The 13,288-nt window shown below is 48.6% G+C and carries 12 protein-coding genes and 1 pseudogene; 5 read left to right on the forward strand and 8 right to left on the reverse strand.

Going from position 1 to position 13,288, the window contains the following annotated elements; genetic code table 11:
* Positions 1–118: 118 nt before the first annotated feature.
* Positions 119–961: a DODA-type extradiol aromatic ring-opening family dioxygenase gene (locus tag HNQ57_RS16430; RefSeq protein ID WP_184464812.1), complete on the forward strand. Its 843-nt coding sequence runs from the start codon at positions 119–121 to the stop codon at positions 959–961.
* On the opposite strand, the gene HNQ57_RS16435 is transcribed toward HNQ57_RS16430, so the two are convergent.
* Complete coding sequence (locus HNQ57_RS16435; protein WP_184464814.1) at positions 944–1,411, reverse strand: DUF4112 domain-containing protein; 468 nt, start codon at positions 1,409–1,411, stop codon at positions 944–946. The two genes, HNQ57_RS16430 and HNQ57_RS16435, sit on opposite strands and share 18 nt — an antisense overlap.
* Positions 1,412–1,519: 108 nt before the next feature.
* Positions 1,520–2,512: an endonuclease/exonuclease/phosphatase family protein gene (locus HNQ57_RS16440; protein WP_226968212.1), complete on the reverse strand. Its 993-nt coding sequence runs from the start codon at positions 2,510–2,512 to the stop codon at positions 1,520–1,522.
* 341 nt (positions 2,513–2,853) lie between these two features.
* On the opposite strand from HNQ57_RS16440, the gene HNQ57_RS16445 reads away from it, so the two are divergent.
* Positions 2,854–3,054: a class III extradiol ring-cleavage dioxygenase family protein gene (locus HNQ57_RS16445; protein WP_184464818.1), complete on the forward strand. Its 201-nt coding sequence runs from the start codon at positions 2,854–2,856 to the stop codon at positions 3,052–3,054.
* A gap of 29 nt (positions 3,055–3,083) precedes the next feature.
* Here HNQ57_RS16445 and HNQ57_RS16450 read toward each other — a convergent pair whose 3' ends face one another.
* From HNQ57_RS16450 to HNQ57_RS16460, 3 genes are read right to left on the reverse strand one after another with little or no spacing between them, the layout of a single operon-like run.
* Positions 3,084–3,599, reverse strand: coding sequence for a hypothetical protein (locus HNQ57_RS16450; RefSeq protein ID WP_184464820.1), 516 nt, complete (start codon positions 3,597–3,599; stop codon positions 3,084–3,086).
* The gene (locus HNQ57_RS16455; RefSeq protein ID WP_184464822.1) at positions 3,596–4,741 is read right to left on the reverse strand and encodes a metallophosphoesterase; all 1,146 of its coding nucleotides are present in this window, start codon (positions 4,739–4,741) and stop codon (positions 3,596–3,598) included. Before HNQ57_RS16455 ends, HNQ57_RS16450 begins: the two co-directional genes overlap by 4 nt.
* Positions 4,738–6,483, reverse strand: coding sequence for an alkaline phosphatase D family protein (locus tag HNQ57_RS16460; RefSeq protein ID WP_184464824.1), 1,746 nt, complete (start codon positions 6,481–6,483; stop codon positions 4,738–4,740). The genes HNQ57_RS16455 and HNQ57_RS16460 overlap by 4 nt, the downstream gene beginning before the upstream one ends.
* 814 nt (positions 6,484–7,297) lie before the next feature.
* On the opposite strand from HNQ57_RS16460, the gene HNQ57_RS16465 reads away from it, so the two are divergent.
* Together HNQ57_RS16465 and HNQ57_RS16470 are read left to right on the forward strand one after the other, a co-directional pair.
* Entirely contained in the window at positions 7,298–8,017 is a 720-nt protein-coding gene (locus HNQ57_RS16465) for an SDR family NAD(P)-dependent oxidoreductase (RefSeq protein ID WP_184464826.1), read from the forward strand.
* Positions 8,018–8,057: 40 nt separating this feature from the next.
* A complete protein-coding gene (locus tag HNQ57_RS16470) occupies positions 8,058–9,209 on the forward strand; it encodes a zinc-binding metallopeptidase family protein (protein ID WP_184464828.1) in 1,152 nt (383 codons plus the stop codon).
* On the opposite strand, the pseudogene HNQ57_RS18270 reads toward HNQ57_RS16470, so the two are convergent.
* Together HNQ57_RS18270 and HNQ57_RS16480 are read right to left on the reverse strand one after the other, a co-directional pair.
* Positions 9,190–9,339: pseudogene (locus HNQ57_RS18270) on the reverse strand (Arm DNA-binding domain-containing protein); the annotation flags it as partial. The gene HNQ57_RS16470 and the pseudogene HNQ57_RS18270 overlap by 20 nt on opposite strands.
* A gap of 518 nt (positions 9,340–9,857) precedes the next feature.
* On the reverse strand, positions 9,858–10,364 hold the full coding sequence (locus tag HNQ57_RS16480; protein WP_184464829.1) for a hypothetical protein: 507 nt from the start codon (positions 10,362–10,364) through the stop codon (positions 9,858–9,860).
* Between the two features lie 730 nt (positions 10,365–11,094).
* On the opposite strand from HNQ57_RS16480, the gene HNQ57_RS16485 reads away from it, so the two are divergent.
* A complete protein-coding gene (locus HNQ57_RS16485; RefSeq protein ID WP_184464831.1) occupies positions 11,095–11,769 on the forward strand; it encodes a GIY-YIG nuclease family protein in 675 nt (224 codons plus the stop codon).
* Positions 11,770–12,149: 380 nt separating this feature from the next.
* On the opposite strand, the gene HNQ57_RS16490 is transcribed toward HNQ57_RS16485, so the two are convergent.
* A complete protein-coding gene (locus HNQ57_RS16490) occupies positions 12,150–12,311 on the reverse strand; it encodes a hypothetical protein (protein WP_184464833.1) in 162 nt (53 codons plus the stop codon).
* Between the last annotated feature and the right edge of the window lie 977 nt (positions 12,312–13,288).

Here is a 13,288-nt window from a genome sequence, read left to right on the forward strand (position 1 = left end):
GTCATTATTTAAAATGGTCTATGTAATGGCGGTGCGCAAACGGGTTTATCCCCTGTGGTTAGCTATTCAGCCAAATGCTATTCTGCCGCGAATTGAGCGATAAAAGTAGCGAGAGTAAATGACAATCAAGCAGAATATTATTTATATCTCTCACGGGGCTGGGCCAATGCCGCTATTGGGCGACCCTGGACACCGTGACATGGTGGCTACCTTGCAGGCGTTTGCCAAGCGGATTGGCAAACCAAGTGCAGTGCTGGTGATTAGCGCTCATTGGGAGGCGCGCGAACCGAGTATTACTGCTGGCAATACGCCGCAACTTATTTATGATTACGGTGGTTTCCCCGCTGAGGCCTACCAGATTCAATACCCCTGTTCGGGAGAACCTGCGCTTGCCGATCAGGTTTATCAATCCTTCGCGAATGCGGGTATTGACGCTGCGCTCGACTCGTCGCGAGGCTTTGATCACGGTATGTTTGTACCCTTAAAAATTATGTATCCAGACGCGGATGTCCCCTGTGTGCAAATCTCCTTAAAGCAATCATTAAATGCTGCCGAACATCTCGCAATGGGGCAGGCCTTGCGTGCACTGCAATGGGATAATTTATTAGTGATCGGGTCGGGCGCGTCGTTTCACAATATACCGGCGTTTTTTTCTGCAGAGCAAAATGAGCTTGATCAGAAAAATGCGGCCTTTGAACAATGGTTAGCCGAAACCCTCGCCAGTGGGGATATAAGCGAAACGGATCGACGGGAGCGTTTAGTGCAATGGGAGGCTGCGCCCTTTGCCCGTTTTTGCCATCCAAGAGAAGAGCATCTACTCCCGCTCCACGTATGTTATGGCATGGCTGGCGATGTCTGTGAAGAAACTATTCCAACAACGATTATGGGCAAGCAGGCGCTAATGTTCCATTGGATAGTGCCCGGAGAACAAGCTTTCACCGGCTTAGAAAAGCAAAATTAATCCGCCCGTCAACAGTGCAAAAAAAATCGACAAGCCAATTAATGTTCGCCAGGGAAAGGGCTGTGCAGGGGGCTCGGTTGCAAGTTGCTCTTCCAGGTAGCTTTTCAGTAAATGTGTATTACGGGTGTTGGCCTTAAATATGGCATCGAAGGCATCACCTACTACCGGCAGCAGGCCCCCCACAAAGTCGATAATTATATTGCGCAACATTCGGAGTTTTACCTCCTTCGTTGCACCTACGCGTTGTGCTTCGACTAATACATAAGAAGACAAGACCAGACCGGCTATGTCGCCTACTACGGGTAACATACCGATCACAGATTCTGCGCCGAGCTGAAATTTTGTAAAGGGTATGCCAATACTGCTGTCGGTAAAGTGGCTAAACTTTTCCAAGCGTTCAAGTACTTTTCGCTGCCGTGCTTCTTTGCTCTCCTTTATCGTGTTGTTCATCGCTAATCGGCTTCTCATCAATAGGGAGTTAATGGAGAGCCCCAAGGATTAGGGCAGTTATTCGTCCGCGCCAAAACGGACTCGTAAGGCTAGGGTCTTTACCTTCGCTTACTCACCGGGCTCAGGCACATCATGTTTACTGACGTTTTGCTCTTCAGCAATCTCTTTTGACCATTCATGGTCTGCAGCATCAGCCTGCAAGCCCTCTTGATTGTCACCGCGCTGTGGAACGAATAGTAGCTTAGTTAGCAGGGGGAAGTGATCAGAGCCTATTGAGGGCAAGCGTTTTATAGACATTAATACAAAATGCTGGCTATGAAACAAATGATCTAAAGGCCAGCGCAGTAAGGGATAGTCAACATGGAAGGTATTGTACATTCCCCTGCCCACACGGGGATCTAATAAACCACTGATTTTACGGAAAAGACGCGTTGTGGCGGACCAGGCAACGTCGTTAAGATCTCCGGTCACAATGATAGGTTGATCGCTATCGACGACACTTTTAGCGATCACGACCAACTCAGCATCCCGCTCAGCCGACTCAGGGTTTTCAGTCGGGCTGGGCGGCGCAGGATGGATGAAATGTACGCGAACCTTGTCGCCTGTTCTCAATACCACAGAGGCGTGTATCGATGGCACGCCTTGCTCGACCAGATAAGAGATCTCTCGCGCTTCCAGAGGAAGTTTTGAATAGACATGCATGCCATACAAATTATCCAGGGGGCATTTTACGCAATAGGGCATATCTGGTTCTAGAGCACTAAGTTGATTTTCCCACCATTGGTCCGATTCCAGTGTGACGAGAATATCTGGCTGATGCAGCTTGACCAGCTTGATCAGCGCGTCGGCGTTACGGTTGGGCGTCAGCACATTAGAGGTCAGAATGCTGAGCTGTCTCTCCGGGCTGCCGTCTGTGGCTGTCTTTACTTCTTTAGGCCATAACGGCGTATAAGGCAATATCCACCATAACTGCCATATCAAGCATAGTGCTGTCACGCTTATCAGCGCCCAAGTGACTGACGCGTGAAGATCCATAAAAATAAAATCGGCAAGCAATACAACGGCTGCAATAACGCCAATTTGCAAGCGGGGGAAGTCCATGCCTCTGACGATCCAGTGTGGATGTCGAGATATAGGCAGCAAGGTCGCTAAAACTATTAAAAAGCTAAAACAATTAAGCACTAGAAGCATAATTAAACCCAACGTTTACTCATTATTTTTAGAACATGCTTAAAAAGCGGGCTCGGCGAGCCCTTGGTCTATAGCTCTTTGCTTAGATGGTAGACTGATCCTTTTACTTTTAGCAAATCGAAGCCGTCTGCCAAGATAAAGCCGTGTTCGGCGTATCGAAACGCATCTTGGTATTCTGAAAAGTCACTGGCGCAAATGCAGGTGAACTCAATTCGAATAGCGATGCCTTTGAACGCTGGCTAAACCACACCATGAGCAGCTCAGATCTTACTGAGCGCGAGCGACACGAGTGTCTCGCCCATTGGGATACGGCACCGTTCGCCCACTTTTGCCATCCAAGAGAAGAGCATCTTTTGCCGTTTCATGTTTGTTATGGCTTGGCCGGTAGGGCGAGTGACGAATATTTACCCGCCATGATTATGGGCAAAAAGCTGGCGATGTTCTGCTGGTAAACCGCGTGTTAGTAATGCCCGCGCCTTTGTTAGGGTGTTGGCAAGCGCAGGCTGCCGATAAGGGCGTCGACTTGCGCAGTGCTGTTTTGGTCGCTATTGGGCACAAACGCCGCAGTCAGGGTATAGCCGCGACCATCGGCCAGCAGGTAGTAAAGTAGTAGTGTATTTTCTTGGGCGCCGAATTGAACGCTAGCCCGTAAACGCTGCGCGGGGTAACCCGCTAGGCTGCGGGTTTCGCGTTGATGAATTTCGCTGCGCCGCGCAAAACGCTGTAATTCGCTCAGGCGAAACTGACTGTAATCTTCTAGACTGTTGGTGGTAGCTTTCGCGTCATTCACATCGACACTCAGGTAGCGGAGCTTACCTGCCAGTGCCGAGTCGGCGCGTGGTTCTATTACCAGTGCGCTGCCCAAGTAGTCTTCGCGCCACTGCATATCGCTGGGCAGCTGCAAGCTAAAGTCGAAGCGGGCATTATGGTAGCGCTGGCTGTTATCGCTGCAACCAAGCAATGCCAATAAGCCTACCGCAAATAAGAATGCCTTCATGGTTGCTTCATCAACACCTGTTCAAACACCGGCAGTGGTCGTCCTTGGTCGTCGGCATTGTAAAAGCTGCCGTCTGGGTAGAGGGCGTAGGCCGCGCCTACCAAGCGGTCGTCGCGCAGCTCAATCCAAAAGAAGCCCCAGCTCATGCCCAGCTGAAAATAGGCATCGTTACGGGTGGCATCAAATACCTCACGGCTTTTTGCCCCCGCGCCAGAGACAATCTGCTGGGTTTTGCCGCAGCCAGCTTGCGGTTTAAACCAGTACAGCTCGTGATCGTGGCCGGTTATAAACAGGTCGACCTTGTCGCACACCGTCGCCTCCAAAAAGGCCTTGTAGTCAGCGCCACGGCAGCTGCTGCTGAGCATAACGTCGCCCACACCAAGACAGGGGTCGGGCGCGGTGCCCACATCATATTGGCCAGCATTGCCGTGTTGGCCATTCGAAATATAGGGGTGGTGGGCAAGGGCAATTTTCCATTTGGCTTTGCTGGTGGCCAGCTGCTCCTGCATAAAATTCGCCTGACTGAGAATATAGGCGTCTAGGGCATCGCCACTCCACTGCGAACTGGTGTCGTCAAAGAAGTGACTGATTGGGCTAGAGTCTAGCGTGAACAATTGCGCAAATACGTCGTCGCCAACGCTGCCAGTGAAGGTCTGGGTGTAAAAACGCTCTGGCATTTTCCACGTGCCCGACGGCGACACGTCGGTGTATTGAACTTGCACATCGCCTTTGGCGTTTTGTGAGCCCTCGCCAATTAGCGTAACCGAATTGTCGTGATTACCCAGCGCCACATAAAACGGAATGCCAATATCGCCGTAGGGTTGCTCAAAGGCATCGGCAAACAGCGGGTCGTCTGTGCCGTCGACACCGCTTTCGTACATATTGTCGCCAGCTAATACTGCAAAGTCGCAACCGCGCATTTCGCAAACCTGTTTCAGCATATCGGCCACTTGGTATTGCAGGTGAGTGGCGTCGCCATCATTGCCGGTGCCGGTATCGCCAATGGCAATAAATCGTAGGGTTTGCTCAGCCTGGGGCGCGGTTGGTGTGTTCGGTACGCCAGCATCTCGCGAGCTGGAACTGGAGCCGCCACCGCATGCGACTAAGAGCATTGGCGCAATAAAAACGCATAATTTATTCATAGCGGAATTCCCTCGTACGGTGCTGGTGCGGGTGGATTCGCTTTGGCCGCACTGGCCCCAGCTGCACTCTGCAGGCGATTTTCGCCACTGGCGGTAAAATGCGCCGCAGCCAAGCTTTCGCCTCGCGATGGCCCGTCAATGGCGTCGACAAACCAGTGTTCGCCCTGGCAGCGCTCAGGCGTTAGGTCTAATAATAAATAGCCGTGTTCGCGTAAATTGATGTACTTCATATGGGGGTTCACAATCTTCAGTCCCTCCTCACCAAGCTCGCGCACTTCGTCGAGCCCCGGTGACGACACCGACGTTGCCACAAACTCCACCGCCATCGAACCACTACCATCAAGCGGGTTGTAGGCTATCGGGTTGTTTGGGTCTTCATTAATGTCCATGCTCCACGCCGTGTGAATATCGCCGGTTAGCACCACCACATTGTCGACGGGTGCGCCGCCATTACCGCGAATCATCTTCCAAACCTCTTCCCTAGCGCGAGGGTAGCCATCCCATTGATCGGTATTTAAGAATATGCCGCCTTGGCCTCCGGGGTTCGCTACATTTAGCGCATTGGGCTCGCCAATGAGTTTTAACTGCCCAAACATCACCTGCTGGCCGAGGAATCGCCACTGCGCAGAACTGCTGCTCAGCGCAGTGCTTAAAAACTGAGTTTGCGCATCGCCAAGTAGTCCGCGATCTGCGCTGGCAATGTCGCCGGCGTCAATAAAGCCAAAGCCACCGAGGCCCGGTGTTTGCGCGGGAATGCTACCGGCTTGCTGCTGGTCGCGGCCGACAAAGCGCGTGTCGAGCATAATGAGGTCTAGCAAATCACCAAAGCGGAATTGCCGGTAAATGCGCGCGCGATTGCCCGGCTCCGGTAAGCGAATTGGCATCCACTCGCTATATGCTTGCAATGCGAAGGACGAGCGCTGGGTCCAGTCGCCTTCACCGTCGTTGTGGTTTTCAGCGCCACTCAACCAGGCATCGTTGGTAAATTCGTGGTCATCCCATACACAAATAAACGGATGCTGTTGATGGCAGCGCTGCAAATCTAAATCGCGCTTGTATTGGGCGTGGCGACGACGGTAGTCAGACAAACTCACCATTTCGTGGCCGGGTTTATAAATGCGGCCGCCAGCCTGCACATCGCTGCCATAGCCATCGTTACCGTACTCGTAAATGTAATCACCCAAGTGAATCACGCAATCGAGGTCAGGCCGCTCGGCAACACGGCGGTAAGCGTTAAAGAAGCCGTGGGGAATACTCGCGCAACTCAATACCGCCAAGCGCAAGTGATCGACCCCGGCCTGGGGCAAGGTGCGGCCCCGGCCGATTTGACTAACAAAATCCAAAGCCGAGAAGCGGTAGTAATAGCTTGTTTCAGGCGAGAGGCCGGTTACGTCTATTTTAACGGTATGATCGCGGCTGCTGTCGGTGGTAAACACGCCCTGCGCCACTGTGCTGCTAAACGAGGGTGACTCGGCTACCTCCCAGCTCACATCGCAGGGCAAGCTGCCTTCAATACTAAGCCGAGTCCAAATGATTAGGGCGTTTTGCAGTGGGTCACCGCTGGCCACACCGTGCTGAAATGGCGACAGCGCTTGGGATATCGCCTTCTTGTCAGATGTCGATGCGGCAATACTCACCGTGGCGGTAGAACCTGCTACAGCGCCAACTGCGGCGCCGCCAAGGCCCATTCTTCGTAAAAAACTGCGGCGCGATAATCCGCGACGGGATTTACGTTGACCCATAGTATTATTTCCTACTTATCTAAAAGGACGGCTTACTTATTAGAATTGCACGTCGCTATGACACGAAAATGACAAATTGTAGACTGGAGTGAATGGCGCGGCAATGCAATGATTGTTTCAACCTTGACGGGACATCGGCCCCAAAAGCCATGGGGCGCCATGCAGTGTGGTGCATGGTTATCCAGTAAGAATTAGCTTGCCGACAGCGGTGTGGCGCTTATTGTAAAATCAGGCTCGAATATCGCTAATCCATCGGCCGCGAATAAGCCCTATAGGGTATAAATAGGGCAATACAGAATATTTCAACATCGCCGCTGGCCACCATAAGCAAGAAGATCGCCCATAGACTCTTGGCTTCGGCATTAAGTAGTCGGGAATCTTTAAGTACTCGTATTTATCAGGATCTTTATCGGCCTTCATTGGCTGTGCTACGTCCCTATATCCAGTTACCCTCAGTTATACCCCCGCTTAGCACCGGATTACAATAGTACCCGTCTAGGACCACAATACAGGGATCAACAATCCACCTACTAGCACGGTATGTCGTCGTTGGGATGCGCGAGCGAAAGAAGCTCGGGAGGAGGCTTTGGGGCGAGCTGGTTGGTATTTGGCGTACGTGGAAGACCGGTGATTGCCGTCATCGCTCGGAATTAAGGTGGGGGATCTCAAGTTAGGAGCGATGAAAATTTGATTCATTTTGTGCGCCAGCATGTAACTATACGTAAAGTGCAATATACGGCGACAGCAATGATTGATTGCTTGAGTCGTCACTGGTGATTCTTTGCAAAATAGGCCTAACTAATAGAGCATAAATATGCCAAATCAAAATATTGTCATCATCGGTGCCTCCGGTGGTCTTGGCTCTGCCTTTGTTAAAATATTTGCTGCTGATCCCAGCAATATAATCCATGCATTTTCTCGTTCAGAAATAAAAAACAAGTTGGCTCATGTGAATTACGGCAGAGTCGATTTTGCTGATGAAGAATCCATCAAAAAGGCTGCAGAGCAGAGCGCAAAAGACGGGCTATTGGATTGTGTGATTGTTGCCACCGGAATACTTCATGAAAGCGATTTTATGCCGGAAAAGTCATTGCGCGATTTAAGTAGTGAAAACTTTCAGCGGAGTTTTCTCGCCAATACGATCGGTCCCGCGTTGGTTGCCAAGTATTTTTTGCCCAAGCTTCAGCTTAAACAGCGGGCAGTGTTTGCCGCGCTTTCGGCCCGCGTTGGCAGTATCGGAGATAATCGTCTGGGTGGCTGGTATTCTTATCGTGCCGCCAAAGCCGCGCTGAATATGCTAATAAAAACCGCCAGCATTGAAGTCGCTTGGCGTAAAAAACAAGCTATTGTAGTGGGGCTGCACCCCGGTACCGTAGATACCAATTTATCACAGCCCTTCCAGCAGCGCGTTCCCAGTAATAAATTGTTTAATGCGGATTACTCAGCAAGGAAAATGATCGACGTTTTACAAGGGCTTACGGTAGCCGATAGCGGAAAGGTATTTGCCTGGGACGGTAGCGAAGTGCCCTGTTGATCGTCTGTTATTTCAACACTATATAAAATTGAGAAAACCTATGAAAACCTTTAGATGTAGCTGTGATAATAAGCAGCTACTGTTTTTTGAAAGCAGTAGCTGTGTTTCATGTCAAAGAGTTGTTGGGCTTGATGATGCTTTTAATAAGGTAGAGCCGTATGACTTTGATGAAGAAAGTGGATGCTATTTCAAAGCCCGTAGACCAGCGGCTCGTTATCAAAAGTGTGATAATAATGCCGACTATAATGTATGCAATGGCATGGTTAACTTGGATGATCTTGTGCCGGAGGACGGCAATGATGAAGTGTTGTGTTTTGCTTGTCGTTTTAATGAAACGGTTCCTGACTTATCTATTGTTGAGCATATCCCGTTGTGGAAGAAGATGGAGGCAGCTAAACGTCGGGCATTGTATACCCTAAAGGCTTTATCCCTGCCGCTGCGTAATCTTAGGCAGGACCCAGAGAATGGATTGAGTTTTGACTTTACTACCGATCGCGATGTGAATGACCATTTTGTTAGTAAATTAGACTATTCTGAATCTGTTTTTACCGGCCATGACTGTGGCCATATTACTATTAATTTGGCGGAAGCCGACGATGTTGCTCGTTCGCAGACAAAGTATGCAATGAATGAGCGTTATCGAACTTTGCTCGGGCATTTCCGGCATGAGCTAGGTCACTACTACTTTGACCAATTGATTGTCGGCTCAGAGAAAAAAAATGCGCTAAGCAAAGAATGCTTTGGTGATGATGAGCTTGATTATCAAGAATCCTTGAAAAAGTATTATGAAAATAAGCCTGCTGATAATTGGCGTGATGAATTTATTAGTGAATACGCCACCATGCACCCATATGAGGATTGGGCAGAGACGTGGGCACATTACATGCATATCATGGATACATTAGAAACCGCTAAAAACTTCTCAATTACGGGCTCAATTACCGGTGATGCGGCGGACGCTGAAGAAACTGATGAATTAAATTTACCTCAAGACTCGAAGTTCTTTTATTCTCAAACATCAATCACATCTGTACTAGATGCTTGGATGGAGTTCTCCGTGATTCTAAACTCCTTAAATAGAAGTATGGGCATGAACGACGCCTACCCTTTTGTGTTGTCTCAGCCGGTACGAAAAAAATTATCATTTATTCATCATGCGATTCACAACAAGTTCAGCTTAATAAAAAGTTAGTGTATTTGGGGGCGGATTTTAGGGATAGGTCTGGATATACCCCCAGCTCCAACAGCCTTTCCTTGGTGAAGTATCGGTACTTGAAGCGCCAATATTTTTCCCCATTGGGTTTAACCAATAGAAACAGTTCACCCCCCCGTCGCTTAGTTTGTCGGGGCTACTTAAATTGGGGGTATCACGTATAGCGTCGGTCAATGTACCCCCAGATATACCCTCATAATATGCTAGATTGCAATAGATGCCCCCAGCCCCCTATGGACGCTCCAGACACAAAAAACCCCAGATTTACTGGGGTTTCAGGCCTTCCTTGGTCTCCCTTGGAAGAATTTTTGGTGGGCCGGCGTCACTTTAAAACAACTCATATCCTGTTGATAATAAACGTTATTTAAATTAGGTTTTTTGTTTATGCCCCCAAAAGTGCCCCCAAGGTGGCGTCGCTATCTGTCATTGTTAAGTATCTGCGGGCGAGTCGATCATTATAAGGTCTTGCTTTAACAGGCGGAGGGGCGAGGATAATCAAGCCAGCAGGCATTGTTCACTATCAGCACGCGCGTTGCCAATGAGGCCGAATATGAATTGAACTAGCGGCTGCTTTATGTGCGATTAAAAAATAAGGCCTCGCGGGTGGCAAGGCCTTATACGGTCTAGTTATCGGTTTGTGCGTTCGAGGATGACATCAGTGCCAATATAGATCAGCGCTTCTTCTGCGCTACCAGGTGCCGCGCCAGCACTTCTGGCCGCTGCGTCTTTAGCCATATCAGTCAAGATCTCTTCGCTTGTAGCGGGCGGTTGATTGCGATCGTAGTGGGTATTTCGCTCGGCGCCACCACTGCGATACCCTTCGCGATCGTAGTCGTGATCATTGTCTTCGTGGTCATGTTCTTTGTGTTTTACTTTGCCTTCACCAGATTTTTTGGCTTGGCCGGGCGGCATGCCATTAACCCAGCCATGCTTTTTACCTTTATTAGCAGCTTGTTCATGCTCATCGTGATAATCGTCTGGTTTACTTTTTTTCTTGTCCTTTTTATGATCTTTGTCGGAATAGTTTTTAGATGTTTTCGACTTTGAGAGCTCGCGGTCGTCGTCTGCGAGCGCGCTAGTAACAGGTAATGCCATTGCCGCAATACAAAGGCAGGCTAAAATTGTTTTTGTCATTATCTATCCTCAATTATCGTCAATGGAATAATTTACGAGCCCATCGCCTATATGGAGTATTAATCGCGCATATTTACATGAATTTACAATGGTAGTGGTCTCTCTGATAGGGCGACATTAATTTTCAGTTGTTTTGCATTCCGATTTATAGTCAGTGTCACAACTTGTCGCCTTTATTGTGCGTCAAAGGCCAGTTTGATGGTGAGTATCTGTTGTGCGGGTGTTTCCAGCTAGTAATCCTCGCTGTTTATCTCGCTGAAAGAAGCGATTGATAAGGAACTATGCTGCTGTATATAGGCGATTATACATGGTAAGGCTTCGCCCGTGTAGTCAATTTAGGCTCTTATGTATGCAATCCATCGGTAATGTATTATCCCGATTGGGTAAACGTAGGGCAGAAGTGAATATTTAATCATCGCAACCGGCCACCAGAGCGGTGGTAGTCGCCAGTTCGTGTGAGGGCTTGGCATTAAATAGTCGGGGGTATCAATGTACCCCCCCCCCTGCAGGTTGTTGTTGTCGGTTTATCAGGGGGTAGATGGAAACTGCTGTAAAAATGGGTTGTCCACTGCGTTTGAGCCTGCCAAGCGTCGGATTAGGTTAAAATGCAGAGTCTTTATATACTGCCTCATCGCAGGCACGTAACCCTACGGGGTCGGGCTTCTATTTCAGCGATTCGCGCTTACATTCCGGCCCGTCTTGTGGGTGTTATTATTTTTCGAGGTAATTGATGAGTGTCCCGTCGAGAATAAGATTTGAATTAATAAATGGGCTGCAAGAGCAGGAAGTTAAATCAGCGGAGTATCTCATTTATGCCCACCAGTGCGCTGTAGGAACATACGTTGGACTTTCCAAAGATCCTGTAAGGCGATGGCAGCAGCATGTTTCTGATGCGTTCAATTCGCACAGCCAAAATACAGATGATAAGTTTCGGGAGGCCATAAGAGGGTTCCATGATACGTTTAAGCATTATATTTTAGCAATATCCTCATTTGAAAACGCAGCAGTAAACAAAGAAGCTGCTGCAATTGAGTTTTACGGCCATAACTTGAATATGAGATCTGAGGTAGTGAGTGATAGAGATTACGGATTTAAAGCAATAGGCTCTCAAATATCACTCCCTATTGTTCTTGAGAAAAAGAGCAGTGGGAAGATCTCCTACGCTCGGGAAGACTCTGAGAGGATCGCCGTAGTCGCGGTAGTCTTTGAGGAGTTTGGTAGAAAGCGGCTTAAATGTGTGAGTGGTCAACCATTTGAAGAGGGCCTTCGTGTGCAGTGCAATCGCGAAGAGCGCGCAAAGCTTAAAGTTGGTGACAGGGTTAAGGTGAAAGTTCAGGTGTCTGAACAGGGGGGAGTGAAATACTTAGTCGCGGCGAACTCAGCAACCTTAGAAAAAATTAAATAATCATAACAAGCACATATTATCTCGGTGCAAAAAAGGCCAGCGCGGCTGGGGTGGCCTACGCTACGTTTAAGCTTTCCCAAAAGTGAGCGTTATATTTCGTTGCGGAGGAGTCACAATGTATTACGATATAGAGAGCGGGGAGTTTCCTGCCGCTAATTCATGCTCTTATGTCTGAAACCCATCGGCAATGTATTACCCCGATTGGGTAAAGGTAAGGTAGTAGTGAATATTTGATAATTGCGGCTGGCCACCAGAGCGGAGGTAGGCGCCAGTTTGTTCTTGGACTGGGCATTAAATAGTCAGGAATATCTAGGTACTCATATTTACCGTTATCTTTCTTCATTAGCTGTTCTCTGGCTATGAGTGTTGCCTTTTACGGGTCAGAATATATCACTATATAAATCTTTGAAATGAGCAATAAGGGCTTGGTTGGCCGCATCCTCGGCTTTTACTAGCTCGTTAATTAGTCGGTCTCTTGTATGTGCCCACATGCGCCGGCGATTGGGGCCAAACAGCTTCTTTTCCAGCTTGTTGCGCTTCATGCAGGCTCTTCCGTGCGCCCCTTCCAATTGTGTTTGATAGGGAAGGTTGTAGCACTGTCGGCAGTAGAACAGCCTTTCTGCGCCACATAGTAAGGCGCAGCGCCTTTCGCAGCGCGGGCAAGTAAACCAATACCGTAAACCGCCATAATGACAGGGTGTTGTTTCTAGCGCGACAGTTTGGGCTACGCTCTGCCAGTCACCACCGTTAATGCGATAACGATAGTTAAGATTGAGACTATGTTCAGTCACTCGGTAGCGGATGTCACCGGAGGGCAGGCCGTTGCAGTTCCATCTTAAGGTGCCAGCCATACCAGCTTGGAGCCACCCCATTCGCCGCATGAATCGAATATCTATACAGCGCGTGCTGTCGACAGTGTCACGGTTACTTGATGGTCGTCCACTTCCAATTCCGCCCATAAAGTCATCCTCCAGTTTATTTCCGAAAACATTAGAAAATAGCCTATGTTCATATTCGTGTGTTTAAGGTGTTGTGCTTATATCATCCTGCCCTTCGTTAATCCTTTAACCGTATAGGGGTTGGTATATACATAAGGTGTTCAATTTCTGAATGGTGGAAGTGCCTTCTCGAAAACTTCTAAAATCGTTTGAAATGCTAGGGGCGTAAGGCACAAGGCGATTTATCCAGTGTTCATAATTTGAAGCTTTGATAAATTCGATGTTCAACTTATGAAGTTATAAACGGCCGCACTTATTCAGTTCTTGAAGTTACTAACTTTAATTTTTGAACCTTTGATTTTCTTCGCACATCTCTTTCGCATTGGATTTCTCGTTTGAGTGAATCGATCTCCGCCTGAGCTGCTTTTACGGAGTCGAAAACTAAAAAGTCGTTAGTCGGTTTTCTAGCTGTAATTCTCTGCTTGGGAGACTGTAATTAAGTCTGTGTAACTGTCTATCATTAACCCCTTACGGGAAGGATAGACAGATTATGAACAAAAAAGACTTAGAAGCCTTTGCAC

Origin of the sequence: Zhongshania antarctica (genome assembly GCF_014202945.1) — a bacterium.
Lineage (GTDB): Bacteria > Pseudomonadota > Gammaproteobacteria > Pseudomonadales > Spongiibacteraceae > Spongiibacter > Spongiibacter antarcticus.

What these genes read in the sequence shown, in the direction of transcription:
- HNQ57_RS16430 (WP_184464812.1), top strand. Translation starts at nt 119, where the DNA reads ATGACAATCAAGCAGAATATTATTTATATCTCTCACGGGGCTGGGCCA.
- HNQ57_RS16435 (WP_184464814.1), bottom strand. Translation starts at nt 1,411, where the DNA reads ATGAACAACACGATAAAGGAGAGCAAAGAAGCACGGCAGCGAAAAGTA.
- HNQ57_RS16440 (WP_226968212.1), bottom strand. Translation starts at nt 2,512, where the DNA reads ATGGACTTCCCCCGCTTGCAAATTGGCGTTATTGCAGCCGTTGTATTG.
- HNQ57_RS16445 (WP_184464818.1), top strand. Translation starts at nt 2,854, where the DNA reads ATGAGCAGCTCAGATCTTACTGAGCGCGAGCGACACGAGTGTCTCGCC.
- HNQ57_RS16450 (WP_184464820.1), bottom strand. Translation starts at nt 3,599, where the DNA reads ATGAAGGCATTCTTATTTGCGGTAGGCTTATTGGCATTGCTTGGTTGC.
- HNQ57_RS16455 (WP_184464822.1), bottom strand. Translation starts at nt 4,741, where the DNA reads ATGAATAAATTATGCGTTTTTATTGCGCCAATGCTCTTAGTCGCATGC.
- HNQ57_RS16460 (WP_184464824.1), bottom strand. Translation starts at nt 6,483, where the DNA reads ATGGGTCAACGTAAATCCCGTCGCGGATTATCGCGCCGCAGTTTTTTA.
- HNQ57_RS16465 (WP_184464826.1), top strand. Translation starts at nt 7,298, where the DNA reads ATGCCAAATCAAAATATTGTCATCATCGGTGCCTCCGGTGGTCTTGGC.
- HNQ57_RS16470 (WP_184464828.1), top strand. Translation starts at nt 8,058, where the DNA reads ATGAAAACCTTTAGATGTAGCTGTGATAATAAGCAGCTACTGTTTTTT.
- HNQ57_RS16480 (WP_184464829.1), bottom strand. Translation starts at nt 10,364, where the DNA reads ATGACAAAAACAATTTTAGCCTGCCTTTGTATTGCGGCAATGGCATTA.
- HNQ57_RS16485 (WP_184464831.1), top strand. Translation starts at nt 11,095, where the DNA reads ATGAGTGTCCCGTCGAGAATAAGATTTGAATTAATAAATGGGCTGCAA.
- HNQ57_RS16490 (WP_184464833.1), bottom strand. Translation starts at nt 12,311, where the DNA reads ATGAAGCGCAACAAGCTGGAAAAGAAGCTGTTTGGCCCCAATCGCCGG.